Genomic DNA, 25,698 nt, shown 5'->3' with positions numbered 1-25,698 from the left:
AGATAAACAAGGAGTAGGGACATTCCTGTCCCGTTCTTTGCAAATTTGCCGGCTATGCCGGGTGGATTACAAACGGGACAAGAATGTCCCTGCTCCTTGGCTTTCGCCCCCCAAATCGCCCATTTTCGATTTCGATTGGCCAATCCGCCATTCCCCCCTAGGATCCCGCCCCCCGAGCGGGGAAACGACTCATGGCAATCGAAGCACTGGAACTGGCCAAGGCATGCGCCAAGGCGGCGGATGAAATCCAAGCGGAGGACATCCGCGTCTGGGACATGCGCGGCGTGTCGAACCTGACCGACTACATGATCGTCTGCTCGGGCAACTCCATGCCCCACCTGCGCGCGATCCTGCGCGACATCTCCGCCCACGTGGAGGAATGGACCGGCTCCCGCCCGGCGAACGCCGAAGGCAAGGCCGATACCCGCTGGGTGGTCCTCGATTACATCGACGTGATGGTTCACATCATGCACGACGAGCTGCGCGATTACTACGGCCTCGAAAAGCTGTGGGGCGACGCCAAGGAGGTCGAGTGGAAGACTGCCACCGAAGCTCCGCAGGCCGACGCCTGAAGACGCAAGACTGGAAGAAGTAAGAAGCAAGAGGAAGAGCCCATCAGGCGCTTTTCCCCTCTCCGCTCTTGCGTCTTCCGTCTTCCCGTCTTGAGTCTCCGGCGTGCGCATTGAAGTCATCAACACGGGGACCGAGCTCACGCTCGGCAACACGCTCAACACCCATGGCGCGTGGTTCGGCCGCGAGCTGTTCAAGCTCGGCCTGCGCATCGAACGCCAGACCACCGTGCCCGATGGCGAGGCCATCCGCGAATCCCTCGCGGAATCCGTTTCCCGCGCCGATGCCGTGATCGTGACCGGCGGCCTCGGCCCCACCAGCGACGACCTCACCCGCGAGATCACCGCCGAGGTGCTCGGGATCGACCTGATCACCGATGAGGCCGCGATCCGCTCGCTGGAAGCCTTTTTCGCCACCCGCAACAAGGTGATGGCGGACTCGAACCGCAAGCAGGCCCTCATTCCGGTCGGTGCCGACGTGCTGCCGAACCCGAACGGCACCGCCCCGGGCGTCTACGTCCCGCCGCGCCTCAATGGCCGCGGTAATGCCGCCGTTTTCCTGCTCCCCGGCCCGCCCCGCGAGCTGCACCCGATGTTCCGCGAGGAAGTCGTCCCCCGCCTGCGCGCGCTCGCCGGGGTGGAGGCCGCCGCCGGCGCGCTGGAGCTGAAGTTCACAGGCGTCGGCGAAAGCGATTTCAACCAGGCCATCGACGCCCGCCTCGCCCTCGTGCCCGGCCTCGAATACGGCTACTGCGCCCACATCGGCGAGGTCGACCTGCGCTTGATCGGCGACGAAACCGCCCGCGAGGCCGGTCGCAAAATCGCGCTCGATGAGTTCGAGCGGTTCCTGATCAGCGACGATGGCACCTCCCTGCCCGAGACCGTGCTGCGCCTGTGCCAGGCCCGCGGCTGGAAGCTCGCCACCGCGGAAAGTTGCACCGGTGGCCTGATCGCCAGCCGCATCACCGACGTCGCCGGATCCAGCGCCGTCTTCACCCACGGCTTCGTCACCTACGCCAATGAGGCGAAGCGCGACCTCCTCGGCGTGCCCGAGGAACTCCTGAAACTCCACGGCGCGGTCAGCGAACCGGTCGCCCGCGCCATGGCCGAGGGCGCGCTCAACGCCAGCGGCGCGGACATCGCCGTGGCCGTCACCGGCATCGCCGGACCGGACGGCGGCAGCGAGGACAAGCCGGTCGGCACCGTCTGGCTCGCCTGGGCCGTGAAGGGCGGCGAAACCATCGCCCTGCGCCAGCTCCACCTCCGCAACCGCAAGGACTTCAAGCTCGGCGTCAGCCAAGCCGCCCTCGACGGCATCCGCAAGCTCGCGAAGTAGCGCAAGTTTCCAACTTGCGAGTGGGAAAACTCACGCCAACCCACGCGCCTCCAGCCCCCCCCTCACACGCCCGCTCCCCTCTTCCTCTTCTCTTACTTCTTACGTCTTCGAGTCTTCCATCTTCTTCCACCCCCGCCACGCGTGGACGAAGAACGCCGCCGCGAACACGAACATGAAGAACGACAGGAACTGCCCCTTGCTCAGCGGCCCGAACATCGCCGCATCCGGCTCACGGAAATTCTCCCCGATGATCCGGAACAACGCGTAGAGCGCGAAGAACAACCCGGTCAGCAGACCATTCGGAGCCTTCGGAAACTTCAAGCGCACGAACCACAGGATCGCGAACAACGCCACGCCCTCCAGGCCCGCCTCATAGAGCTGCGACGGATGCCGCGGCTCCAGGTATGGCTCCAGCACCGTCCGCATCTCCGGAAGCTGCCGGTTTGCCTCCAGCAGCGCGTCGAACGCCTGGTGGGAGACCACCCGGAAAGCATCGTCCTGCACCGGCACCCGGTTCATGGCATCCACGGCGTTCACCAGAATGGGGTTACCCCCTCCCTCCGTCATCAATGACTTGGGCAGATGTCCCGATGACGCGAGTTCCATCACCTTCACCGTTCCGGCATTCAGCGCCTCGTAGAAATTCGCGGACTCCGGTGCCTTCCCATCATTGAGCGCCAGCGGGAACTTCATCGCCCACGGCACCGCGCCTTCCTTCACCCGTAGCCCATACAGCTCGCCATTCCAGAAATTCGCGATCCGCCCGAAAAACAACCCGACCGGTGCCACCACGCACAGGCCATCGCCCAGCGCCGTCCACGCCACCTTCTTCTTCTTCGCGTAGAACCACGTGAAAATGAACAGCCCGAGGATCCCGCCGTGGCTCGCCATGCCGCCTTCCCACACCCGCAGGATGCTCAGTGGATCATGGAACACCTCCGCCCGCTTCTGCGCGGACTCCAGGATCTGATAGAACAGCACGTAGCCGAGCCGCCCGCCGATGAACACCCCCAGCAGCGCCGCCGCCGCGATGAAATCCCCGGCCTCCTCCGGCTTCAACACCCACAGCTTCCTGGTCGCCAGATACTTGAGCAGCAGATACCCCGCCGCGAAGCCCCCGAGATACGCCAGCCCATACCAGCGCAGTGTGAGAAATCCCGCCTTCAGTGCAATCGGATCGAGGTGGTGGACGTAGGTGGCGAACACGGCGGCAGCACACACCATCCCCGCCCGCCCCGCAAGCGGCGAACCCGTTTCCATTCCACGCTTTTCCCATTGGGATTCCGCCCCACCCGCACTAGCTTCTCCCCATGCCCACCAAGCAGGAAATCCTGGACCTCCATTTCATGGACGCCCGCTTCAAGCTCATCGATCTCGCCGCCTTCCTCGACCGCGTCGACCGCCACCCCGGCGAGCCCGATTTCCGTTTCGAAGCCCTGAAAGCCGCCCTCCCCCTGCTCCTTTCCGCCCAACCCGGCGGCCGCGCCAAGGCCGTGCTCGACGCCCTCTCCGATCCCTCCACCGAGCCGATCGAAAAAGCCACCACTCAGGGAGCCTCCGGCGCCCCCCGCCCCGCCGGCGTCCCACTCTGAAACCTCTTCCTCCGATCACTGCCCACTGATCACTTTTTACTCTGGAGATGAAATACATCGAACCCCACGGCCACATGGTCAGCCGCACCACGGATGACTATGAGAAACTCGCGCTCGCCGGCTGCGAGGCCATCTGCGAACCCGCCTTCTGGGCCGGCTTCGACCGCTCCTCGCCCGCCGGGTTCTACGACTACTACCGCCAGCTCACCGACTACGAGCCGAAGCGCGCCGCCAAGTACGGCATCCCCCATTTCTGCTGGCTGTGCATCAACCCGAAGGAAGCCGAGGACGCCGGTTTCGCCCGCGAGGTGATGTCCATCATCCCCGAGTTCCTCGACAAGCCCACCGTGCTCGGCATCGGCGAGATCGGCCTCAACAAGAACAGCCGCAGCGAGCTCGCCATTTTCGAAGAACACGTCCAGCTAGCCCTGGACCGCGACCTGCCCATCCTCATCCACACCCCGCACCTCGAGGACAAGCGCAAGGGCACCCGCCTCATCCTCGACTCCCTCGCCTCCTTCTCGAAGCTCGACCGCGGCCGCGTCATCATCGACCACGTCGAGGAACACACCGTCGGCATGGTCCTGGACAGCGGCTACTGGGCCGGCATGACCCTTTACCCGGAGAGCAAGTGCTCCCCGAACCGCGCCATCGACATGCTGGAAATGTACCATATGGAGCGCCTGTGGCTGAACAGCGCCTGCGACTGGGGCGTCTCCGATCCCCTCGCCGTCGTGAAATGCGGCCTCGAAATGAAGAAGCGGAAATACTCCGCCGAAACCATCGAGCGCGTCCTCTACGACAACCCGAAGAAGTTCCTCAGCCAGTCCCCGCGCTTCGTGCTGCCGTAACGCTTCCCTCTTCGTAGCCGCGTTCGGGAGAACGTGGGCTGGGACAACCCGCCCCGTTCCCGTGGTTTCCAATGATCAGGGGACACCCCTTTGAAATCCTGGAAACTCCCGGCCAGCGGTCGCTAGGAAAAGAAACTCTTCCCCGGTGCTGATTCGCGCCGGGTGAACAGTTCCTGGTAATCCGGGTCATACACCTCGCTGACCCGGTAGGTCCCGGACATCGTCCATTCCCCCGGCGTCCAGCTCCCGTCCGCATTCAGTTTTTTCTCCATCGTCTGGGACTGGATCAGGGCCTTGCCCCAGATCAGCCATTTGCCGCCGAGGTTCTGCACCAGGAACACCCGCACCGGATCGAGGTGGAAGATCCGCGCCCCGTCTTTCCCGTGGAACGAAAACACCCGGTCCTGCACGTCCGCAAGCGTCACCGGCGAAACCCTGTGGCGTTCCAGATCGAAAACCTCCACCGGAAACCCCTGAGCCTCTCCCAGCAACAGGGTGTCATTCAACTCTAACGGACTGCCCATGCCCCAACGTGGCACCCGCCCCAAGTAGCACAAGCATTCCTGCTTGTGAGTGGGGACACTCACCCCAATCCCACCACCGCCAGTCCGCTCACCTGCGCACGCACCACACGTCTCTCCCATAGGTCGCATAGGTCCCATAGGTCCCATAGGTCCCATAGGTCCTATACGTCCTATACGTCCTATACGTCCTATACGTCCTATACGTCCTATACGTCCTATAAGACCTATAAGACCTATAAGACCTATAAGACCTATAAGACCTATAAGACCTATAAGACCTATAAGACCTATAAGACCTATAAGACCTATAAGACCTATAAGACCTATAAGACCTATAGGCCCTATCCCCCAAAACACTCCGCCACACCCCACAGGCCGCAAACCACCTCACACCCACACCCATCCACACACCCCACCCCCAAACAAAAAAAGAGCCCGTCCTCATCTTTCGACAAGGACGGGCAAATACCTGGCGACGACCTACTCTCACAGGACCTATCGTCCAACTACCATCGGCGCTGCAGCGTTTCACTTCCGGGTTCGGAATGGGACCGGGTGGTTCCACCGCGCTGTGGTCACCAGAGGGCAATCTTGGTTCATCACTCGTTGATGATGATCAAAACTGGGACTCTGAGGACGAACAGCTTCAGCTTCGTCATTTCAGTATCTTCTTCAGAACAGCGGACCTTCAACACGGTCCGCTCCCTGACATCCACACGGAGAACTTCATTTTCCTAACTTAACCGATCCACTCGAGCCTCTCACTATGGCCTCGGGATCCAAATCCCTTTCAACAACGGCAACGATTCCGATGGAATCAAGCCGAACGGATGATTAGTACTGGTAAGCTGAATATATTACTACACTTGCACTTCCAGCCTATCAACGTGGTAGTCTTCCACGATCCTTCAGGGAAAATTCATCTTGGGAGGAGCTTGGCGCTTAGATGCTTTCAGCGCTTATCTCTTCCGCACTTAGCTACCCAGCCATGCTCTTGACAGAACAACTGGTGCACCAGAGGTGCGTCAATTCCGGTCCTCTCGTACTAGGAATTGAACCCCTCAATTTTCCTGCGCCCACAGAGGATAGAGGACCGAACTGTCTCGCGACGTTCTGAACCCAGCTCGCGTGCCGCTTTAACCGGCGAACAGCCGGACCCTTGGGACCTTCTCCAGCCCCAGGATGCGACGAGCCGACATCGAGGTGCCAAACTTCGCCGTCGATATGAACTCTTGGGCGAAATCAGCCTGTTATCCCTAAGGTACCTTTTATCCGTTGAGCGACGGCAATTCCACATTCTACCGCCGGATCACTTAGGCCTACTTTCGTATCTGCTCGGCTTGTTGGCCTCACAGTTAGGCGGGTTTATGCCTATGCACTCGACACACGGTTACCGACCGTGCTGAACCCACCTTCGCGCTCCTCCGTTACTCTTTAGGAGGATACCGCCCCAGTAAAACTGACCGGCTGACACTGTTCCCCGCCCGGATTCACGGGTCGAGGTTAGATCTTCCAACACCCAAGGGTGGTATCTCACTGGCGGCTCCGCGATCCCCTAAAGGACCACATCAAAGCCTCCCACTTATGCTGAGCATGAAAATCGAAAAACCAATGACAGCTTACAGTTAAGGTCTATAGGGTCTTTCCGTCCTTCTGCGGGTAGGCGGCATCTTCACCGCCATTACAATTTCACTGAGCACCTGGTTGAGACAGCGCCCAACTCGTTACACGATTCGTGCAGGTCGGAACTTACCCGACAAGGAATTTCGCTACCTTAGGACCGTTATAGTTACGGCCGACATTCACGGGGACTTGGGCTCAAAGCTTCGCCTTGCGGCTAACCTCTTACCTTAATCTTTCCGCATTGGTCACGTGTCACATCGTATACGTAGACTTACGTCTTGGCACAATGCTGTGTTTTTGCTAAACAGTCGGTTGGGCCATTTCACTGCGGCCTGGAAATCAGGCACCCCTTATCCCGAAGTTACGGGGCCAATTTGCCGAGTTCCTTAACCAGGGTTCACTCTTACGCCTTGGTATACTCTACCCACCCACCTGTGTCGGTTTGCGGTACGGGTTGCTTAGCATGCACTAGGGCTTTTCTAGGCACAGACTTCGGTAATGCGGATCGGCCGTAGCCTCACCTCGGAATTCAATTACTTAGTTACCTCCATCCATGCGTCATCCTAGCTTAAGGTTCGCAAGTGCAGGAATATTAACCTGCTGTCCATCGGTTACGCCCATCGGCCTCACCTTAGGTCCCGACTAACCCAGGGACGAAAAACGTAGCCCTGGAAACCTTGGGTTTACGGCGGACCGGGATTTCACCGGTCTTATCGTTACTTATGTCTGCATCCTCTCTTCTCAGCACTCCACAGTCGGTCGCCCTCCTGCTTCAAGGCACTGAGAATGCTCCTCTACCGCGCCATTCAAAAGAATGACACCCAGAGCTTCGGTATTACGCTTATCGCCGATCATTTTCGGCGCAGAATCTCTCGATGAGTAAGCTATTACGCACTTTTTAAATGGTGGCTGCTTCTAAGCCAACATCCTCACTGTCTGTGAAATTCCACATCCTTTCCACTTAGCGTAATTTAGGCACCTTAGCTGCTGATCAGGGTTGTTTCCCTTTTGACGATGAAGCTTATCCCCCACCGTCTCACTGCTATGCTCCATTGAGTGGTATTCGGAGTTTGATAGGGTTTGGTAGACGGGTATGCCCCCTAGCCCTTTCAGTGCTCTACCCCCACTCATCAGCACATAACGCTGCACCTCAATGCATTTCGAGGAGAACCAGCTATCACGGGGTTTGATTAGCCTTTCACTCCTACCCTCAGCTCATCCGAGAATTTTTCAACATTCACCGGTTCGGTCCTTCACGTAGTATCACCTACGCTTCAACCTGGCCAAGGGTAGATCACCTCCGCTTCGGGTCCAGCACCTGCAACTAATTCGCCCTATTGGGACTCGCTTTCGCTTCGCCTCCGTTCCAGAAGAACTTAAGCTCGCCACAGATACTAACTCGCAGACTCATTAAGCAAAAGGCACGCCATCACCCACGAATGGGCTCTGACACCTTGTAGGCACACGGTTTCAGGTTCTATTTCACTCCGCTCACAGCGGTTCTTTTCACCTTTCCCTCACGGTACTGGTTCACTATCGGTCGCTAACTAGTATTTAGCCTTACGCAGTGGTCTGCGCAGATTCACACAACGTTCCACGTGTGCTGTGTTACTCAGGAACACCCTAGGGGCAGATCGGATTTCGGATACGGGGATGTCACCCTCTGTGTCGTGCCTTTCCATGCACTTCTCCTATCGTCACCACTCCCACGTCGGGGTCCTACAACCCCGGGGACAAGTCCCCGGTTTGGGCTCTTCCGCTTTCGCTCGCCACTACTGACGGAATCGATTCTCTTTCTTTTCCTCCGGTTACTGAGATGTTTCACTTCACCGGGTATCGCGTCTTCTTCCCTATTTGATTCAGAAAGAAACGATGGCGTATTAACACCACCAGGTTACCCCATTCGGAAATCTCCGGATCAAAGCGTATTTGCCGCTCCCCGAAGCTTATCGCAGCTTATCACGTCCTTCATCGCCTGTTAGCACCAAGGCATCCACTGTGTGCCCTTCGTAGCTTGATTCCTTTCGAAATCAGCCATCGTTGAGTCTTCACTCATTTCTGAGTGTTCAACAAAATTGCCATAAACATTAATTGGGAATTTAGAGTATTCCAAGACCACGTAAAGAGCGCTCATATGAGCAATCAATATGCAGTCAGGAAAAACTTATTTCTCCATGCGGATGTCAAAGAGCGGACTCTCTTCTACAATGCTAAACTCGCTTCTCCCAGTTCCTTTGCTAGGCAAGAGGTGGTGGGCCTGGCTGGACTCGAACCAGCGACCCCGCGCTTATCAAGCGCGTGCTCTAACCAACTGAGCTACAGGCCCAAAGTATTGGACTCATGCCCAATTGAAGTTGGTGGAGGCACAGGGACTCGAACCCTGGACATCCAGCTTGCAAAGCTGGCGCTCTACCAACTGAGCTATACCCCCTCTCTGGAGGTGCGAATTGAAAAGAAAAAAGCCAAATCGTATGCTGCGAACCATGCTGGTTTGCTCAGGTTAAAGGATTTGAATGTTGTGAGGGCGATTGCTCGCTTCTCGCTCCCAAGCCAACATTTGCATGCTGGTGGGAGTCGACCTTCTCAGGGATGGACTAGCCATTTGAGATTCTCCGTAGAAAGGAGGTGATCCAGCCGCAGGTTCCCCTACGGCTACCTTGTTACGACTTCATCCCAGTTACCAGCTACACCTTAGGGCTCTGCCTCCTTGCGGTTGGCGCGAACACTTCGGGTGCGACCGGCTTCCATGATGTGACGGGCGGTGTGTACAAGACCCGGGAACGTATTCACGGCACCGTAGCTGATGTGCCATTACTAGCGATTCCGGCTTCATGGAGGCGAGTTGCAGCCTCCAATCCGAACTGGGCCCAGTTTTATAGATTTCCTCCACCTCGCGGTCTCGGTTCTCATTGTACTGGGCATTGTAGTACGTGTGCAGCCCTAGGCGTAAGGGCCATACTGACCTGACGTCGTCCCCACCTTCCTCCCAGTTGATCTGGGCAGTCTGACTAGAGTTCCCGGCATTACCCGCTGGCAACTAGTCACAAGGGTTGCGCTCGTTGCGGGACTTAACCCAACATCTCACGACACGAGCTGACGACGGCCATGCAGCACCTGTGCAAATCCCCCGAAGGGTCACTCGCTTTCACGAGATTAGAGATGCATGTCAAGCCTAGGTAAGGTTCTTCGCGTTGCATCGAATTAAGCCACATACTCCACCGCTTGTGCGGGTCCCCGTCAATTTCTTTGAGTTTTAGCCTTGCGGCCGTACTTCCCAGGCGGTGCGCTTAACGCGTTAGCTCCGGCACAAGGGGGGTCGAATCCCCTCACACCAAGCGCACACCGTTTACTGCCAGGACTACAGGGGTATCTAATCCCTTTCGCTACCCTGGCCTTCGTGCCTCAGCGTCAGATACTGTCCAGTGACTCGCTTACGCCACGAGTGTTCCTCTCGATCTCTACGCATTTCACTGCTACACCGAGAATTCCAGTCACCTCTCCAGTCCTCAAGTCAAGCAGTATCGGATGCAGTTCCGGGGTTGAGCCCCGGGATTTCACATCTGACTTACCTAACCGCCTACGCACCCTTTACGCCCAGTGATTCCGAACAACGCTTGGGACCTTCGTATTACCGCGGCTGCTGGCACGAAGTTAGCCGTCCCTTCCTCTTCCGGTACTATCAACCCTGTCTGCTATTCACAGCCAGGTCTTACTCCCGGATGACAGGAGTTTACAATCCGAAGACCGTCATCCTCCACGCGGCGTTGCACCATCAGGGTTGCCCCCATTGTGAATTATTCTCGACTGCTGCCACCCGTAGGTGTCTGGACCGTGTCTCAGTTCCAGTGTGCCTGATCGTCCTCTCAGACCAGGTACCCGTCGTTGCCTTGGTGAGCCGTTACCTCACCAACTAGCTGATAGGGCGCGAGCCAATCCTCCAGCGACAGCCTTGCGGCCGCCTTTACTCTTGCGAGACCATGGGGTATTAATCCAAGTTTCCCTGGGTTATTCCCCACTGAAGGGCATGTTACTCACGTGTTACTCACCCGTGCGCCACTAAGAGAAATCATATTGCTACTCATTCTCCCCGTTCGACTTGCATGTCTTAAACACGCCGCCAGCGTTCGTTCTGAGCCAGAATCAAACTCTCCGTAAAAATATAGTGCTAGGTTCTATAAAGAACCTGCTTAAATTGGACCTACTGACCAGGTTTCCCTGGTTCAGCCTGCGCACCTCTCAAGGCGCGCAGCACACAATTTAGCCTTTTTCTTTTCCGCTCAGCCTCAAACCGCCGCACCAGAGACTCTTTGCAGAGTGTTGGCACCGTTCGTGCTGAGCCGCATTGTCAAAGATCCGTTTCGAGGGGACTAAGAAGCCGATCGGGTGTTTCCACCGCGACCGGCTGTCGGTCTCTCGTGTCGCGCTTCGTAGCGGCGACGGGCGCAAGCTACCCTGAACGGACCCCGCGGGTCAATGCCTTTCGTGATGTTTTTTCACGACGAACCCGCAAGATTACCCCAAACCATTCAAAATCAACAGGAAGAATTCCGGTTTTTTCTGACGGAATGGTCACCGAAACGGCCCAATCCGACCCCAAAACGGGCTCCAACAGGGCCCCAAAAGCGGGTTTGGGGACGAATCGGGCGTGAAACGGACCGCAATGCCTAACAGAGGGCTGTTAGAGCGGGCGGAGGGGATTGTTAAATCGATAGTAATGCGCTGTGGGTAAGTGGATTGCGACGTCGGCTCGCGGTGGAAATCACGATGGAGATGACGCGCTCCACCGGGGTGATTTAAGAGCACTAAAGCACCCCAACACGCTGTCTGTTAGAGAGCTGCATCCAATGTAGCGCGAGGCTCCTGCCTTGCGTGTTTCTGACGCTCCATTCGGAGGATCGGACGCTTCCAGCGGAACGAACTCCACCCCACACGCAAGGCGGGAGCCTCGCGCTACCTCACGAGCGCGGCTACGAAGAGGAAGAGTCCCCAAAAAGAAAAAGCCCGTCGCGTGGTGCGACGGGCTTGGAGAGAAGAAGAAGAACGGGACAAGAATGTCCCTACTCCCAGCCAAGTATCCCAGCTAGGGTTTGTTGGCGATTTGCTTGCGGAAGAGCGGGAGCATTTCGCTTTCGATCCAGGCGAAAGCGGCGGCGAGGCCTTGTTCGCGGTAAAGCTTGCCGATGGAGGCCTCGACGCGGGTGGGATTGCCGAAGGCGCTGAGGAAATCATTCGAGGTGAGGCGGGTGAACCAGACGCCGTCCATGGTCTGGCGCTCCCTCAGCACGAACTCACGGGCGAACAAGGCCAACACGGCGTCCCCCACCCACGCGCTCTCGCGCTCCAACCGGATTTCTTCGTCTTTGCGGCTCACGGCGGCAAGATGCACGCCTCACAGCGGGCGCGCCAGCTTGTTTGCGCGGTCGCGTTCCCGCTGGATCTTCTCCCGCAGGTGGGCCTCGGAGTCCCCGTCCCAGTAGCCGGGCTGGAGTTCCATGAAGACGCTGGAGTACGGCAGGGCGGTGGTGGTGCGGATGACGAGGACGTTGAAACTGCGGTTCGCGTCCTCCAGCAGGGTGAGCAAGGCCTCGTGGTCGAGCTCGGTGGTTTCCCGCGAATGGAGGGAGGCGGCGATCTTCTTGCGGAGGTCATCGACGCCCGGGGCGTAATCGTTCTCCACCGAACGCATTTCCCGGGAAACATAGACCCGCGGTTTGACGTGCTCGGTTTCCTCGATGGTGCGGAGGACGAAATCGACGGCTTCCGGGATCTCCACGGGAGCACTGATCTGGCGGACGCCGGTGCGGCTGTGCGCGGGGAACGAGGCCTCGCTGACGACAATCCAGTTCCGGTAGCCGAGCTGGTTGACCTGGGTGGCCACCGCCGACTTCCAATTGCTGCCGGGCTGCTCCTGCAACGCACACCCGCTGGCAGCCACCGCCATGCCGGCTGCCAGGATCCATCGGGTGAAGTTCATTGCGTGGGAATTAAGCCCGTCGACCGGCGGCTGTCAACGGGCGGCCGGTTACATGAGTTGCGCGCCGGCCTCGGCGAGTTCGGAGCGTTCCCCGCGGCTGAGGGCGACGTGGGCGGCGAAGGGCTGGCCCTTGAGCCGGTTGCGGGTGTAGACGAGGCCGTTGCTGCGGCTGTCGACGTAGGGATTGTCGATCTGGGCGGGGTCGCCGACGAGGACCAGCTTCGAGCCGCGGGACATGCGGGTGACGATGGTCTTCGCCTCCTGCGGGGTGAGCTGCTGGGCTTCATCGAGGATGAAGAAGCGGTTCGGGATCGAGCGGCCGCGGATGTAGCAGAGCGCCTCGATTTCGAGGATGCCCTGGTCCATGAGCACCTCGTAGGGCTTTTTCGCCCCGGAGTCCGGCGCGTCCTTCTTCTGCTGCTTGCGGCGCGGCCCGAGCGGGGCGGCGGGGCGCATCAGCAGGTCGAGCGCGTCGTGGATCGGCTGGAGCCACGGGCGCATCTTCTCATCGAGCGAGCCGGGCAGGTAGCCGAGCTGGTCACCCATGGCGACGACCGGGCGGCTGACGGTGAGGCCGGTGTATTTCCGGTTGAACATTTCGTGGAGACCGGCGGCGACGGCGACCAGGGTCTTGCCGGTGCCGGCGTGGCCGTAGCAGGTGACGAGCGAGATGTCCGGGTTGAGCAGGGCGTCGATCAGGCAGCGCTGGCCGAGGTTCATCGGCTTGAGCGACTGGCCGTCCGGGATCTTCAGGGCCTCCGGGAGCTGGAGGCGCAGGAAATGGCCGCTGGCACCGAGGCGGGCGGGAATGGTCTGCTTCTCGCCGGAACCGAGGAGGACGTACTCGTTCACGGCGACGCCGAGCCAGCGCTGTTCATCGAGCTGGATCTCGCCGCCGCTGGCGAAACGCTGGAGCTCGGTGGCGTCCACCTCGATACGACGGGTCTCGTAGTTCGAGACCTCGCGGACGTCCACCTTGTCATTGAGGTAGTCCTGGCAATCGATGCCCACGGCGCGGGCCTTGAGCTGCATGTTGATGTCCTTCGTGACGAGCACGACCGGGGCGCTGTTGTTCTCGGCGATCAGCAGGCAGGCGGCGAGGATGCGGTGATCGACGCGCTCGCGGTCCGGGAAGATGCGGTAGAAGCGGTTGAGCACCTCCGAGTTTTTCGGGCAACTGGAGGGATCGTAGATGACGAGGCGGACGGTGCCGCCACCGGAGGTGCTGACGCCCTGCGTGACCTTCTTGGTGCAGGAGAACATCTCGGTGAGGCGGCGGTGGACGCGGCGGGCGTTCGCGCCGCGCTCGGTCTGCTCGGACTTGAACTTGTCCAGCTCGGAGAGGACGTCCACCAGCACGCAGAGGTGGTTGTCCTTGAAGCGCTCGAGGCAGGCGGGGTCGTGCAACAGCACGTTGGTATCGAGCACGAAGTTCTTCACGACCTGGGACGGGGCCTTGAGGCCGAAGTCCACGGGTTTCGCTCCCTGGGATGATCGCTTGCGGTTGTTGCCGTCGGCTTGGCTGTATTCGTCGAACATGGGGACCTGGGTGGATTCGTCGACACGCTGGATCATGGGATCGGGAGGTGAGGGTTTCACGAGGCGGGTAACAGGGGGTGATGCCCCGGCCCGCCGCCGGTCATCGCCAAGCCGTCCATCAACGGCATTCTGAGCAACCTTTTACTCAAGATAGCGTCAGTATCCCCCTCGAAGACGGCATGACAACATCAAAGCGGAACCGGCCGGACCGCGGTTCAAAACAATATAAGATGGATCCAGTAGATCGCCGGTTTTTTGCAAAACCCGTTCCCGGCACCCGCTTGCCGCTGCGATGGAACGTCCCGTTTTTTTAGGATTCCAAGCCTTCCCGGACACCGCCGCAAAAGAAAAAACTTTCAGGCCAACAGGGCTCCGAGCACCTCCGCGCGCCGGATTTTGCCAAGCTCGCTCAAGGGCAGGGCGTCGACGACCACCGGCTCGGACAGCCTGCGGAAACCGGGAGCCGTTGCATTGTAGGCATTTAGGACGGCGATGGTGGCCTCACCGGCGGCGGTTTCCGCAATCACGGGCACGAGACGGTGACCCGCGCGCTCATCCGGCACGGCCGCGATGGCAATGTCTCCGTAGCTCAGACGGCCCGCGGAAAGCGCCAGAACCTCGCGCTCAACCGACTCCGGATCAACCAGTTCGCCCAAAATCTTCACCACCGCATCAAGACGTCCGAGCGGCGTGATCCAGCGTCCGTCCACGGTGGCGCGGTCTCCGGTGGCGTGCCACTCCCCCACCCTCGGCACCCAGCGCAGTCCCCGGCCCTCCGGCACCACGCTCCCGCTGAAAAGCACCGCCCCGCCGACGTGCAGGCGGTCGTCTTCATCGGTCCGCGCGTTCCAGGCATCGAGCAACGGCAGCGGCGCGTGTTGATACGGCTGATCCAGTACTTCGAGCGCCTGCGTGGCGATCTGCGAACCGGTCTCGGTCATGCCGTAGCTGGCCAGCACCGGCCAGCCGAGGTCCCGGGCGGCCTGCCCCAGCGCGTCCTCCATGCGCCCCCCGCCGACCACGATGGCGCGCAGGCACGCCGGGCCGCGGTGGCCGCCGGTGACGAGGTCGTGGACCTGGGTGGGCACCAGCGAGACATGGGTGACGCCGTGGCGCTCGATCCACGCTGTGAACTCCGCGGGATTCCATTTCCCGCCGAGGCGGACCATCCGGCTGGCGGCCTCGTAGCTGCGGGCCGCGACGCCGAAGCCGCCGACGTGGTGGAGCGGCAGCGAAAGCCCCCAGCACGAATCCCCGGTGACGCCCAGGTGGCGGTTCACCACGGCGGCGGACAGCAGCAGCGCGTCCTTCTTCAGCGCGATCCATTTCGGCGCGCCGGAGGAGCCGGAGGTCTGGAAAAGGACATGGCCGTCGAGCGCGGGCTCGCCCTCGCACCATGCGGTCACCTCCGGATCGCCGGCGGCGAGCGGCCGCGGATCGGTCCAGAAGGTGGGGTTGATCAGTCGAGCCGGGTCCATACGAGTTCCCCCAGAAGATCGTCGAATCCGAGGCCGGTGCCACCGGGAGGTTGGAAATCCGGTTTCCACGCGCCGAGGTATTCCGAAAACGCGTTCGGCTCGAACAGGTGGTGGGTCTGGACGCCGCACGTGCCAACCAGCCCGCGGAAGGTGAGCGCCAGCCGCGCCGCCTCCCAGGCCGCGAAGGTCTGGCCGAAGGGGTGATCCATGTAGCTGGTGACCACCACCTTGCAGCCGCGCTTCGCCGCCGCCTCGCCGATCAGCCACGGCTCATCGAGCGCGGGTTTCAGCACGAAGACCTGGGCGGCGTCGCAATTCGGCGCGGCCTCGCGGTCGACCGCCAGCCGCACGCCGGTGGTTTTCTTCAGCTCGGTCCAGGTGCTGTCTGCATACGGACAGGGGTCCTCCACGAAGTCGATCTTCCGGCGCACCTCGCGGTCGAGGCCATTGAGGAAAGCCGCCACCTGCTCGGCGGAGGCGGTTTCATTGCAATCCAGACGCCACGAGAGTTTCGGATATTCGGTGGCCATCGCGGTAAGAAACGCGGCTTCCTTGTCGAAATCACGGCCCGCCTTGAGTTTCACGGTCCCGAACCCGGCCTCGACCGCCTCCGCCACGGTGGCGGCGTCCGGCAGCGTGAGCGTGGCGTGGCTGGCGGGGATCTCCATGTCCTCGAACAGCCACTCGCCATTGGTGCGGGAAATGCCGTCCATTTCCGCGCAGCGGACGGCACGGCGGACGATCGGCCAGCGCCGTGCGCCCGCGAGGTCCTCCAGGCACTTGTGCAGCGGCGGGTCGCCGAGCTCCGGCCACGGGTGGAGGCAGCCGTAACCCGCGCCGATGCGGATCAGCACGCCATCGAATTCCCGCCGCGTGGACACGGCATTGAGCCGCGCCCGGCTTTTCAAGCGGTAGCGGGAGATCGAGACGGGCGGGCGGTCGTTGAGAATCATAAATCAAGGAGTAGGGACATTCCTGTCCCGTTTCTGAATACATAGAACATGAAGAACGGGACAGGAATGTCCCTACTCCTTGTATGACGGCATCGCCGAGGGCGGGGCGACGGGCTGGAAGACCGCGCCCACGTGGAAGGCGGCGGCGAAGAGGATGAGCTGCACGCCCGCCATCGCGAGGTAGCGGTTGTAGGCCTTGCCGGGCATCGTGGTGAAAAGCCCGAAGAGAATCCGCATCCCGAGCAGGAACACCGGCGCGCTGGCGATCATCCACTGCACCTGGTGGAACAGCGCCCACACGATGCCGAGCAGGGCCGCGGCATTCACCTCCACCCACAGGACACCGAGCGCGACCTTCGGACCGAAACGCACCGCCAGCGTGCGCTTGCCGGTGGTGGCGTCCTCCTCGTGGTCGCGGAGGTTGTTGATGGAAATCAGCACCGCGGAGAGCAATCCGATCTGCGCGCCGAGCAGCAGCGCCTCGCGCGGCCACGCGCCAGTCTGCACGAACACGGTGCCCGTCACCGCCACGAAGCCGAAAAACAGGATCACGAACAGCTCGCCCAGGCCGCGGTAGGCCAGCGGCCACGGACCGCCGGTGTAGCCGTAGGCGAGGAACAGCGAGGGCAGGCCGATGGCGAGCATGATCGGGCCGCGCGCCGCGATCAGGCCGACGCCGCAAGCCGCTCCGAGCAGCAGAAACACCGCCGCCCAGCCCATGACCGCCTTCCGCGACATCAGGCCACTGGAGGTCACGCGCACCGGACCGAGCCGCTTTTCCGTATCCGCGCCCTTGGCCGCGTCGATGGCGTCATTGAAGAAATTCGTGGCGATCTGGATGCAGATGGCCCCGGCCAGGGTGAGAAAGGCGAGCCAGCCATCGAAGTGGCCGGTGAGTTTCCACGCCAGCACGCAGCCCGCCCACACCGGCACGATCGCCGCGGGCAGGGTCTTCGGCCGCGCGGCCAGGATCACGGATTTCAGGGAAGTGGCGGGCACGGCGGCTGTTTACGGCACGGATTTTCCGATGGGAAGCCTGTGTCGATGCCGGGACCAAGTGTAGCCGGAAGCTCCAGCTTTCGGATTGTATCCGCCAGCTCCAGTTGGCGGGGGCGGACAGGCCGAACAACCACCACCCCCGCAGAGGGAAAGCCGGAGCTTCCCCCTACACTCTGAAAGCAGAGCTTTCAGCTACGCTACCTCACGCCACCACGCCCAGCGGCTTGAGGGTCTTCCACGCGCCGCGGGTGAAGTCCGGAATGTCCATCGGCTGGCTGCCCGCCGCCACCGATTGGGTGGAGAGCTGGAGGATCGAGGACCAGGCCGCGGCATCGTAGACGGTGCTGTCCGGGGTTTCGCCATTCCGGATGCACTCGAGGTGGCGGATCATCATGACGACGTCCATGCCGCCGTGGCCGCCACCCTTCGCGGAGCTTTCCAGGCGCTTGAGCAGCGGGTGCTTGAACTTCTCGCGGAGGGTATTGAACTCGCCGCCGGGAAGCCATTCGTGGCTGCCGGTTTTCAAGCCATACTTACCGGGATCGTTCAGCGCCATGCGGTCCGGGTAGCCCACGAAGGTGCCGCCGGTGCCGGAGAGCATGTTGATGCGGCTGTAGGGGCGCGGCGAAATGATGTCGTGCTGGACCATGATGGTGCGGCCCTGCTCGGTCTTGATGATCGAGGTGTTCATGTCCCCGGTCACGTATTTCTCGTCGGCGTGTTTGCCGCCGTTCGGCTTCTTCTCGTCGCGCCACTTGGTCAGGCCGATCTCCGGCGAGGACACGGAAACGATGAACTTGAAGCGGTCGCCGCGGTTGATGCCCATGTACTGGGCCACCGGGCCGAGGCCGTGGGTCGGGTAGAGGTTGCCGTCGTACTTCTTGTGATACTCGCGGCGCCAGTCGCCCTCCGTGCCGAGCGCGAAGAGCATGCTGCGGAGGTCGTGGATGTAGGCGGCCTCGCCGTGGGTGAGTTCGCCGAAGACGCCCTCGCGGACCATGTTCAACACCAGCAGCTCGCTCTCGCCGTAGCAGCAGTTTTCCATCATCACACAGTGGCGCTGGGTGCGCTCCGAGGTATCGACCAGCTCCCAGCATTCCTTGAGGGTGACGGCGGCGGACACCTCGACGAAGGCGTGCTTGCCCGCCTTCATCATCGCCACCGCCATCGGCACGTGCAGGTACCATGGGGTGGCGATCACGACCACATCGACGTCGTCGCGCTTCGCGATGTCCTGCCACGCGTCCTGGCCGCCGCAGATCACCACGGGGTCCACGCCGCGCTTGTTCTTCACCGCCTTGGCGGCGTTCGCGCAGCGGTCCTGGCGAAGGTCGCAGACCACGGTGACCTCGGCGAAGTCGGCACGCTGCGCGCCATCGAGCAGCGCCATGCCGCGGCTCAGGCCGATCACCGCCACGCGGACCTTTTCCAGGCGCTTGGTGGTCAGGTCGTGGACCGGCTTCGCCCCGGCGAGGCGAGCAGGCAGATTGGCGGCACCGGGCGCGGCGGAGGCGGCATTGGAACCGAGGAGGCTAAGGCCCACGGCGGGCAGGGCGGCCTGGCGGAAGAAATCACGGCGGGTGGTCATGAGAATCGTGGATCAGGGTTCAAAACGCCGCACCCGCCCATGTGGCATGGGTGCGGACGGTCGGCGTAAGAGTTACATCTCCCCGACCGCCGGAATCTGACGCGTTTTTCGCCGAAAGTCCGGGCGCAGTGCCAGAACTGGTCCACGGGATAGACCATGGCACGGGTCACTCTTCTCTTCGTACGTAGTTCCTCCTTCAGGAGGGTGGTCTCGGGCACGGGTTCACAGCGGAAGCTGCCAGATCCGCGAGTTCCGATCCCTAATTCCAAAATGCCCGTATAGGTCTGGTGGCCTGTGGGGAAGCGCGTCGTCTCCCCCACCCTCCTGAAGGAGGAACTACGTACGAAGAGGCGCCCCGCTCTGCCTCACGGCACCCGCGGGAACTTCTTGAAGTCCGGCTTCCGCTTTTCGACGAAGGCCTGTTTGCCCTCCTTCGCTTCCTCGCTCATGTAGTAGAGGAGCGTCGCGTTTCCGGCGAGATCGAGCAGGCCCATCTGGCCATCGCAATCGGCATTGAGCGCGGCCTTCAGGCAACGCAGCGCCAGCGGCGAGTGGGCGAGCATCTCGCGGCACCACTGGAGCGTTTCCTTCTCCAGGTCGGCGAGCGGCACGACGGTGTTCACCAGGCCCATGTCGAGCGCCTGCTGGGCGTCGTACTGACGACAGAGATACCAGATCTCGCGGGCCTTTTTCTGGCCGACGATGCGGGCGAGGTAGCTGGAGCCGAGGCCGCCATCGAAGCTGCCGACCTTCGGGCCGGTCTGGCCGAACTTCGCATTGTCCGCGGCGATCGTGAGATCGCAGACCACGTGGAGCACGTGGCCGCCGCCGATCGCGTAACCGGCCACCATCGCCACGACGGGCTTGGGCAGGCCGCGGATTTTCTTCTGCACGTCGAGAATGTTCAGGCGCGGCACGCCATCGCTGCCGATGTAGCCCGCGTGGCCGCGCACCTTCTGGTCGCCGCCGGAGCAGAACGCGTCCGGGCCCTCGCCGGTGAGGATGATCACGCCCACGTCCGGGTCCTCGTGGGCCATTTCCAGCGCGATGAGCATCTCCTTCACCGTCTGCGGGCGGAAGGCATTGCGGACCTCCGGACGGTTGATGGTGATCTTGGCAATCTGGCCTTCATCCGTCGTTTCGTAACGGATGTCTTCGAATTCGCGCACTGGAGTCCACATGGCGCCGGGATTCTGTCCTGCCGAGGGCGAGGCTCAAGGGATTTCCAACCACCCGGGGAAGAGGAACCACGAAAGGCACGAAATGACACGAAAGGATGAGCGGCAGGGAGCTTACTCTGATTTCGTGGTCCTTCGTGTGTTTCGTGGTTAGGCTGAATCGACATTCAGAAAGCCCCAACGGGGCGTGATGGGACAGCCCGGGGCAACGCCCCGGGTGGTGGAGGCGGAAGGAGACGAGCCCTGAAGGGGCGGAATGTCGGGGCAAGAAGCCGCATCCCCCTCCTCATCCCGCCCTTTCAGGGCTCGTCTCGAAGCCCACGCTCGCCCTAGGCTATCTCATCATGCCCCGTTGGGGCACCACCTGTTCGCGAGCGGCCGGGAGCCTCCTCTGATTTCGTGATCCTTCGTGTGTTTCGTGGTTAGCCGAGGGAGGACAGCCAATCGCTCACCGACGTCTGGAAACCCGCCGGATTCTCCCACGGTACGCGGTGGCCGGAGTCCGGGATGATGGCCAAGGTTCCCTTGGCAAGGAGGGGCACGGCGCGTTCGGCGAGGGCGCGGAATTTAGCGTCGCGCTCGCCACAGACCCACAGCACCGGCACGCGGACCTCCGATAGGCGATCCCACAACGGCTCCTGCGCGCCCAGCGACCAATCGACGAAACTTCGTCCGACCTCGCGCCGGCGCTGGGCCAACAGGCGGCGGTCCGCCATGCCCTCCCCCGCCCCGCCGAGCACCGGCTGGGCGTTCCATTCCGCTAGAAAATCGGGCCACTCCCCACGCATGGCCTTCGCGGCCCACACGGCATCGGCCTCGCGGCGGGCCGAACGCTCGTCCGCGTTTTCCAGTCCGGCATGGGCGGACACGATCACCGCGGCCTCCCACGGCGGATCGTTTCCGAGCAAGGAGTGCAGGGCCAACCGACCGCCCATCGAGTAGCCCAGCAGGATCTTCTTCCCGGCGGAACGGCGGGCCTCGTCATTGAGGGCGCGGCCGAACTCCGGCATCGTCATCGGGCAGCAATCGATGAACCGCCACAGGTCGACGCGCTGGACCGCATGGCCGGGCACGGCGAAGCCCTTCCAATCGGCCGCGTGACCAACCGCTCCATGCAGGCACCATATCGCTCCCTTCATCCGGCGGGCCTAGGTTCGGTCGCCGGAAGCCACTGACAAGAACCGAATCCGGCGGCGCTGAATGCGCTACAATCTTCCCCCTTCCCCGCCCCGGAGCCCCCTGATAGTCCCTTTCCATGAGCAACCCGTGTCCGAGCCCGATCCCCGAGCATTGGAACCTGCCGGCCTCGATCCGCAACCGTCTCGGGGTCGAGCCCGGCCGCCAGCGGGTGATGGACGAGGACAACCACCTGCTGCTCATCCTCCATGCCCCGCCGACGCCGGACGATGACGAGCTGCGGCGCGCAATCCTGTTCTGGCAGGACCACGAGGACGAATGGGAAAGCCACCCGGAGGAAGGCGGCCGCGAGGCGCTGCGAAACCACCTCCAGCGCTACGCCGATCTCGCCCACCGGTTGGACGAACAGGTGGAGGCCGCGAAGACGCCGCGCGATTTCTTCGAGGTGATGAAGCAGACGAACCCGCTGCTGCGCGCCGCACGGAACCAGCTCATCGTGTTGGAGGAAGCCCGCTCCGCGCGACCGGACTCGCGCTTCCTGATCGTGATGCGGGACCAGGCGGTGGCGATCGACCGCGCGATCGAACTGGTGGCTGCGGATGCGAAATCGGGCATGGATTTCACGATGGCGGAGAATGCCGAGCAGCAGGCGCAGTTCGCCTACGAGGCGGGCATCGAGGCGCGGCGGCTGAACCGCCTCGTCGCGTTCTTTTTCCCGATCGCCACGCTGGTGGCGGTCTTCGGCATCAACAAGCCGGAGGACATCCTGCACATGCCGAGCTTCTGGATCGTGCTGGCGGTGGGCGTGCTCGCGGGGTTCCTGGTGCTGTTCGTGCTCTCGCTGCGGATGAAAAGCAAGGAGTAGGGACATTCCTGTCCCGTTCTTCATCTTTTTTTCAGAAACGGGACAGGAATGTCCCTACTCCTTGAGGCGTTCCCTTCGGTCCAATTCCTTCCTGACGCAATCCGATTCATATAACAGATACCGTCCGGAGGGGAGGCGGGCCTTGGTGGGGTTTCGACGGATGTAGCGTGCGCAGCTCCAAAAATGTTCGCTGTCCCGCACAAGGCGGTCGAAATAGTTGGCTTGCCACAATTCTCCCGATCGCTCCAAGGCAAGGTTGATTCGGCGGGCGGAAACGCCCTTCCAGATCTTCAAGAGATCGTCGAGTGATTCATCCGGCCCTAACGAAACCAACGCATGAGCATGATTGGGCATCACGACGAAGGCATGTTGAAGGAAGCGTTCCTGGTCCTTGGCCAGCAGTACGTCGCGGACAACGGTGGATGCCTTTTCGTGTCGCAATAAACACGAGCCTTCTCCCTCATCCAACCAATGCTCGATGGACTGGGAAAAGCGGCGGTGGTATTCCATTTCGTCCGCGTCGGACCACGGTTGGGGGTGAAATTTCATCCAGATGGCGCGCTCTTCCTTCCACTTGGCGATTTTCGCGTGGGGGATTGAGTCCGCCAGGCGGAACGTGAGGAAGTAGGTGGAATGGTCCTGCTGCCAGTGAGGGAGTTTGAGACCGTATTTCGCGATGTCTTCGTCTGGCTTCAAGAAGCGCGGGGAGTCGTCCATATGGGTGGGCGATCATGGATGAAGAACGGGACAAGAATGTCCCTACTCCTTGCTACACCCCCGCCGTCTCGCGTTCCTTCTGCTTCTTCCTCGCGGCCTTCGCTTCCTGCTTCAGGCGCTTCTGCTCGGCCTGGTAGCGCTTCCACACGAACGGTGCCGCGAGCTGGCCGAAGAAATCCTTCGGCATCGCCTCGTGAATGCCGATGCGCACCGGCGGGCGGCGACGGGAGTCATCGTAGTAGGTGCGGAAAATCAGGTCCCACAGCACCAGGTTCTCGCCGTAGTTCTTGTTGCCCTCCCGCAGGTCCATCGAGTGATGCCAGCGGTGCAAGCCGGGGGTGTTGAAGATGTAATTGAGCCACCCGAATTTCATCCGGATGTTGCAGTGGGTGAGGATGCCGATGAAGGCGGTGATCGCGCCCACCCACACCGTCACCGGTCCCGGCGCGCCGGAGATGGCCACGCACGGCACGGTGAAGAGCATGCTCTTGAAGGTATCGATGAAATGGAACCGGCCGGTGTTGAAGAACCACAGTTTCTTCGAGCTGTGGTGCACGGCGTGGAAGCGCCACAGCGGCATCCACTCGTGCGCCACCCGGTGCGCCCAGTAGAGGCCGAATTCCGCCACCACCAGCCCGAGCACCACCTGGAAGAACATCGGCCACTGCGAGGGCCACAGGCTGCTGCCCGGCTTGTCCCCCATCTGGGTCTGGATGCCCAGCACCGTGGCGGACACCACCAGCACCTGCACGGAGAGTTTCGTGAGCAGCGTGTGGGCGAGATCGGGGATCTCCTGCCCATCCGATTCATGCCAGTCCTCCTCGTGCGGGCGGACCTTTTCCAGCACGAACAGGATGGCGGCGAGGATCAGGTAGGTGATGTTGAACACCAGCGGCCCGTGGCCGTGGGCCATGCCGAAGGCCATCGCCGTGGCCGCCCCGCCGAACAACAACGGCCAGAGCGAGTAATCGATCAAGGTATCGAGCGTCTTCATCCGGTTGCAGGGAAACGAAGCGAGGCGTATGCCAACCCAACGAGTCATGCAAGCGCGGCGGGATACGTGGAAATCCGGGGGCGGCTACCCGACCTCCCGCATGCGGACCTTTCCTCTCGCCTCCAACGCCGGTGCCGCTAGTCTTCCCTGCGTGCGTGACCATGCCTTGTCCTTGTTGAAGGAACTGACCGAAGCCCATTCCGTCCCGGGCCACGAGGACGAGGTGCGGGCGATTTTCGTGGATGAACTCGAAAGCTGCGGGGAACTCTCGACCGACCGGAACGGCTCGGTGTTCTGTGAGACCGGCAGCGGCCCGCGGGTGGCGATTGCCGGGCACATGGACGAGATCGGTTTCCTGGTGCAGAACGTCACCCCGGATGGCTTCATCCAGTTCGTGACCGTGGGCGGCTGGTGGGAACACAGCCTGCTGTCCCAGCGGGTGGAGATCCGCACCCGCTCGGGGGAAAAGGTGATGGGTGTGGTGTGCTCGAAGCCGCCGCATTTCCTGCCGGAAGCCCAGCGCCGCCAGGTGATGACGGTGGACCAGCTGTTCATCGATGTCAGCGCCACCTCGCGGAAGGAAGCGGAGGAGGAGTTCGGCATTTCGCTCGGTGATCCGATCGCACCGGTGTCGCTCTTCACGCCGATGGCCCGCGAGGACTGGTTCATGGCGAAGGCCTTCGACAACCGCGTGGGCATGGCCGGGACGATCCAGGCCGGGCGCATCCTCAGCCAATCCAGCCACCCGAACCGCCTGATCCTCACCGGCACGGTGCAGGAAGAGGTGGGCCTGCGCGGCGCGAAAACGGCGGCCTTCCACTCGAAACCGGACGTGGCGATCATCCTCGAAGGGCCGCCCGCGGACGATACCCCGGGCTTCGCGCGCTCGGAATCGCAGGGCCGCCTCGGTGGCGGCGTGCAGATCCGCATGTTCGACCCCAGCGCGATCATGAACCCGCGGCTGGCGCACCTCGCGATCCAGGTCGCGAAGGAGGAGGGAATTCCCCACCAGGTCACGGTCCGCCGCAGCGGCGGCACGGATGCCGGTTCCTACCATCTTTCCAACAGCGGCGTGCCCAGCGTGGTGCTCGGCGTGCCCGCCCGCTACATCCACTCCCACAACAGCATCATCGACCTGAACGACTACCTGCACCTGGTCGCGCTCACCGTGGCGCTGGCGCGCAGGCTGGATGCCGCGACGGTGGAGGGGCTGACGCGCTACCTGTGAGAAGCGTCCGCACGGCTTGGGTGATCGACGCGCCTCCGGCGGTGGTGTGGCCGTTGTTGTGTTCCTCGCGGATGGACACGGCCATTCCCTGTGCCTTCCGCCTCGGGATTCCCAAGCCGGTGGAATGCCGCCTGCCGGAAGGGCAGGGCGGCGTGGGGCGGGAGCGGCAGTGCGTTTCCAACCGCGGGGTGATCCACCAACGCATCACCCATTGGGAGGAACCCCGCTGCCTGAGGTTCCGCATGGAGGACACCACCCTTTATTTCCGGCCCTGTGTCACGGCCATCGAGGAGGAGTTTGTCCTCGAACCGGTCGGGACGGATCGCACCCGTGTGACCCGCACCACCACCCTCACGGTCGCGGGCGTGGGACGGCCCCTCAAGGCGGCCATCATGCTGGCGGGGTTGAAATGCGTGCACCGTTACGTGTTCCGGAACTGGCAGCGGTTGGCGGTGGGCTAAGTAGCACAAGCATTCCTGCTTGTGGGTGGGAAGATCCGCGGAATCCCTCGCGCGGCCGGTCCGCCTTGGAGGGGCGGATGCCTCTGATGTGG

The 25,698-nt window shown here is 61.9% G+C and carries 20 protein-coding genes, 2 tRNA genes and 3 rRNA genes; 7 read left to right on the top strand and 18 right to left on the bottom strand.

Annotation, left to right across the window (positions count from 1 at the left end):
* Positions 1–191: 191 nt before the first annotated feature.
* On the top strand, positions 192–572 hold the full coding sequence (gene rsfS, locus llg_RS12600; RefSeq protein WP_338285021.1) for a ribosome silencing factor: 381 nt from the start codon (positions 192–194) through the stop codon (positions 570–572).
* Between the two features lie 103 nt (positions 573–675).
* The gene (locus tag llg_RS12595) at positions 676–1,905 is read left to right on the top strand and encodes a competence/damage-inducible protein A (RefSeq protein ID WP_338285020.1); all 1,230 of its coding nucleotides are present in this window, start codon (positions 676–678) and stop codon (positions 1,903–1,905) included.
* 99 nt (positions 1,906–2,004) lie between these two features.
* Here llg_RS12595 and llg_RS12590 read toward each other — a convergent pair whose 3' ends face one another.
* Positions 2,005–3,111 carry a prolipoprotein diacylglyceryl transferase gene (locus llg_RS12590; RefSeq protein ID WP_338285019.1) on the bottom strand — a complete coding sequence of 369 codons (1,107 nt, stop codon included), beginning with the start codon at positions 3,109–3,111 and terminating at the stop codon, positions 2,005–2,007.
* A gap of 104 nt (positions 3,112–3,215) precedes the next feature.
* On the opposite strand from llg_RS12590, the gene llg_RS12585 reads away from it, so the two are divergent.
* A complete protein-coding gene (locus llg_RS12585) occupies positions 3,216–3,497 on the top strand; it encodes a hypothetical protein (RefSeq protein ID WP_338285018.1) in 282 nt (93 codons plus the stop codon).
* 47 nt (positions 3,498–3,544) lie between these two features.
* Positions 3,545–4,348 (top strand): TatD family hydrolase, encoded by an 804-nt coding sequence (locus llg_RS12580; RefSeq protein WP_338285017.1) that lies wholly within the window; start codon positions 3,545–3,547, stop codon positions 4,346–4,348.
* A gap of 122 nt (positions 4,349–4,470) precedes the next feature.
* On the opposite strand, the gene llg_RS12575 is transcribed toward llg_RS12580, so the two are convergent.
* The 15 genes from llg_RS12575 to llg_RS12505 all read right to left on the bottom strand — a co-directional run bounded on the left by llg_RS12575 (position 4,471) and on the right by llg_RS12505 (position 21,343).
* Positions 4,471–4,872, bottom strand: a complete 402-nt coding sequence (locus llg_RS12575) for a hypothetical protein (protein WP_338285016.1) — start codon at positions 4,870–4,872, stop codon at positions 4,471–4,473.
* A gap of 467 nt (positions 4,873–5,339) precedes the next feature.
* Positions 5,340–5,455: ribosomal RNA gene (rrf, locus tag llg_RS12570) — 5S ribosomal RNA — on the bottom strand.
* A 230-nt stretch (positions 5,456–5,685) separates the two neighbouring features.
* Positions 5,686–8,515 (bottom strand): 23S ribosomal RNA (locus tag llg_RS12565).
* Between the two features lie 229 nt (positions 8,516–8,744).
* A tRNA-Ile gene (locus tag llg_RS12560) sits at positions 8,745–8,821 on the bottom strand.
* A 29-nt stretch (positions 8,822–8,850) separates the two neighbouring features.
* A tRNA-Ala gene (locus tag llg_RS12555) sits at positions 8,851–8,926 on the bottom strand.
* Between the two features lie 187 nt (positions 8,927–9,113).
* A 16S ribosomal RNA gene (locus llg_RS12550) occupies positions 9,114–10,651 on the bottom strand.
* Together the 16S, 23S and 5S rRNA genes with 2 tRNA genes alongside form the textbook arrangement of a ribosomal RNA operon.
* Positions 10,652–11,575: 924 nt before the next feature.
* A complete protein-coding gene (locus tag llg_RS12545) occupies positions 11,576–11,866 on the bottom strand; it encodes a hypothetical protein (RefSeq protein WP_338285015.1) in 291 nt (96 codons plus the stop codon).
* 18 nt (positions 11,867–11,884) lie between these two features.
* On the bottom strand, positions 11,885–12,469 hold the full coding sequence (locus tag llg_RS12540; RefSeq protein WP_338285014.1) for an RbsD/FucU domain-containing protein: 585 nt from the start codon (positions 12,467–12,469) through the stop codon (positions 11,885–11,887).
* 48 nt (positions 12,470–12,517) lie between these two features.
* Positions 12,518–14,044: a PhoH family protein gene (locus llg_RS12535; protein WP_338285013.1), complete on the bottom strand. Its 1,527-nt coding sequence runs from the start codon at positions 14,042–14,044 to the stop codon at positions 12,518–12,520.
* Between the two features lie 320 nt (positions 14,045–14,364).
* The gene (locus tag llg_RS12530) at positions 14,365–15,486 is read right to left on the bottom strand and encodes an AMP-binding protein (RefSeq protein WP_338285012.1); all 1,122 of its coding nucleotides are present in this window, start codon (positions 15,484–15,486) and stop codon (positions 14,365–14,367) included.
* Positions 15,468–16,439, bottom strand: coding sequence for an enolase C-terminal domain-like protein (locus tag llg_RS12525; RefSeq protein ID WP_338285011.1), 972 nt, complete (start codon positions 16,437–16,439; stop codon positions 15,468–15,470). The genes llg_RS12530 and llg_RS12525 overlap by 19 nt, the downstream gene beginning before the upstream one ends.
* A gap of 72 nt (positions 16,440–16,511) precedes the next feature.
* The gene (menA, locus tag llg_RS12520) at positions 16,512–17,438 is read right to left on the bottom strand and encodes a 1,4-dihydroxy-2-naphthoate octaprenyltransferase (protein ID WP_338285010.1); all 927 of its coding nucleotides are present in this window, start codon (positions 17,436–17,438) and stop codon (positions 16,512–16,514) included.
* 202 nt (positions 17,439–17,640) lie between these two features.
* A complete protein-coding gene (locus llg_RS12515; protein ID WP_338285009.1) occupies positions 17,641–19,026 on the bottom strand; it encodes a Gfo/Idh/MocA family oxidoreductase in 1,386 nt (461 codons plus the stop codon).
* Positions 19,027–19,391: 365 nt separating this feature from the next.
* Positions 19,392–20,207 carry a 1,4-dihydroxy-2-naphthoyl-CoA synthase gene (menB, locus tag llg_RS12510; protein WP_338285008.1) on the bottom strand — a complete coding sequence of 272 codons (816 nt, stop codon included), beginning with the start codon at positions 20,205–20,207 and terminating at the stop codon, positions 19,392–19,394.
* Positions 20,208–20,626: 419 nt separating this feature from the next.
* The gene (locus llg_RS12505) at positions 20,627–21,343 is read right to left on the bottom strand and encodes an alpha/beta fold hydrolase (RefSeq protein ID WP_338285007.1); all 717 of its coding nucleotides are present in this window, start codon (positions 21,341–21,343) and stop codon (positions 20,627–20,629) included.
* Between the two features lie 116 nt (positions 21,344–21,459).
* Between llg_RS12505 and llg_RS12500 the strand changes: the two genes are divergently transcribed.
* Positions 21,460–22,206, top strand: a complete 747-nt coding sequence (locus llg_RS12500; protein WP_338285006.1) for a hypothetical protein — start codon at positions 21,460–21,462, stop codon at positions 22,204–22,206.
* Between the two features lie 54 nt (positions 22,207–22,260).
* On the opposite strand, the gene llg_RS12495 is transcribed toward llg_RS12500, so the two are convergent.
* Both llg_RS12495 and llg_RS12490 read right to left on the bottom strand, forming a co-directional pair.
* Positions 22,261–22,923 (bottom strand): transposase, encoded by a 663-nt coding sequence (locus tag llg_RS12495; protein ID WP_338285004.1) that lies wholly within the window; start codon positions 22,921–22,923, stop codon positions 22,261–22,263.
* Positions 22,924–22,975: 52 nt separating this feature from the next.
* Positions 22,976–23,917 carry a sterol desaturase family protein gene (locus llg_RS12490; RefSeq protein ID WP_338285003.1) on the bottom strand — a complete coding sequence of 314 codons (942 nt, stop codon included), beginning with the start codon at positions 23,915–23,917 and terminating at the stop codon, positions 22,976–22,978.
* A gap of 100 nt (positions 23,918–24,017) precedes the next feature.
* Between llg_RS12490 and llg_RS12485 the strand changes: the two genes are divergently transcribed.
* Together llg_RS12485 and llg_RS12480 are read left to right on the top strand one after the other, a co-directional pair.
* The gene (locus llg_RS12485) at positions 24,018–25,145 is read left to right on the top strand and encodes a M42 family metallopeptidase (RefSeq protein WP_338285002.1); all 1,128 of its coding nucleotides are present in this window, start codon (positions 24,018–24,020) and stop codon (positions 25,143–25,145) included.
* Entirely contained in the window at positions 25,142–25,606 is a 465-nt protein-coding gene (locus tag llg_RS12480; protein WP_338285001.1) for an SRPBCC family protein, read from the top strand. Before llg_RS12485 ends, llg_RS12480 begins: the two co-directional genes overlap by 4 nt.
* Positions 25,607–25,698 lie beyond the last annotated feature (92 nt).

Origin of the sequence: Luteolibacter sp. LG18 (assembly GCF_036322585.1) — a bacterium.
Classification (GTDB): Bacteria; Verrucomicrobiota; Verrucomicrobiia; order Verrucomicrobiales; family Akkermansiaceae; genus Luteolibacter.
The sequence above is the reverse complement of the archived record's forward strand: the minus strand, read 5'-3'. Positions and strand labels throughout refer to the sequence as shown.

Bases quoted from the DNA above. Each gene is read 5' to 3' on its own strand.
- rsfS (WP_338285021.1), top strand. From the start codon at position 192: ATGGCAATCGAAGCACTGGAACTGGCCAAGGCATGCGCCAAGGCGGCG.
- llg_RS12585 (WP_338285018.1), top strand. From the start codon at position 3,216: ATGCCCACCAAGCAGGAAATCCTGGACCTCCATTTCATGGACGCCCGC.
- llg_RS12580 (WP_338285017.1), top strand. From the start codon at position 3,545: ATGAAATACATCGAACCCCACGGCCACATGGTCAGCCGCACCACGGAT.
- llg_RS12575 (WP_338285016.1), bottom strand. From the start codon at position 4,872: ATGGGCAGTCCGTTAGAGTTGAATGACACCCTGTTGCTGGGAGAGGCT.
- llg_RS12540 (WP_338285014.1), bottom strand. From the start codon at position 12,469: ATGAACTTCACCCGATGGATCCTGGCAGCCGGCATGGCGGTGGCTGCC.
- llg_RS12535 (WP_338285013.1), bottom strand. From the start codon at position 14,044: ATGATCCAGCGTGTCGACGAATCCACCCAGGTCCCCATGTTCGACGAA.
- llg_RS12530 (WP_338285012.1), bottom strand. From the start codon at position 15,486: ATGGACCCGGCTCGACTGATCAACCCCACCTTCTGGACCGATCCGCGG.
- llg_RS12525 (WP_338285011.1), bottom strand. From the start codon at position 16,439: ATGATTCTCAACGACCGCCCGCCCGTCTCGATCTCCCGCTACCGCTTG.
- llg_RS12515 (WP_338285009.1), bottom strand. From the start codon at position 19,026: ATGACCACCCGCCGTGATTTCTTCCGCCAGGCCGCCCTGCCCGCCGTG.
- menB (WP_338285008.1), bottom strand. From the start codon at position 20,207: ATGTGGACTCCAGTGCGCGAATTCGAAGACATCCGTTACGAAACGACG.
- llg_RS12505 (WP_338285007.1), bottom strand. From the start codon at position 21,343: ATGAAGGGAGCGATATGGTGCCTGCATGGAGCGGTTGGTCACGCGGCC.
- llg_RS12500 (WP_338285006.1), top strand. From the start codon at position 21,460: ATGAGCAACCCGTGTCCGAGCCCGATCCCCGAGCATTGGAACCTGCCG.
- llg_RS12495 (WP_338285004.1), bottom strand. From the start codon at position 22,923: ATGGACGACTCCCCGCGCTTCTTGAAGCCAGACGAAGACATCGCGAAA.
- llg_RS12490 (WP_338285003.1), bottom strand. From the start codon at position 23,917: ATGAAGACGCTCGATACCTTGATCGATTACTCGCTCTGGCCGTTGTTG.
- llg_RS12485 (WP_338285002.1), top strand. From the start codon at position 24,018: ATGCGGACCTTTCCTCTCGCCTCCAACGCCGGTGCCGCTAGTCTTCCC.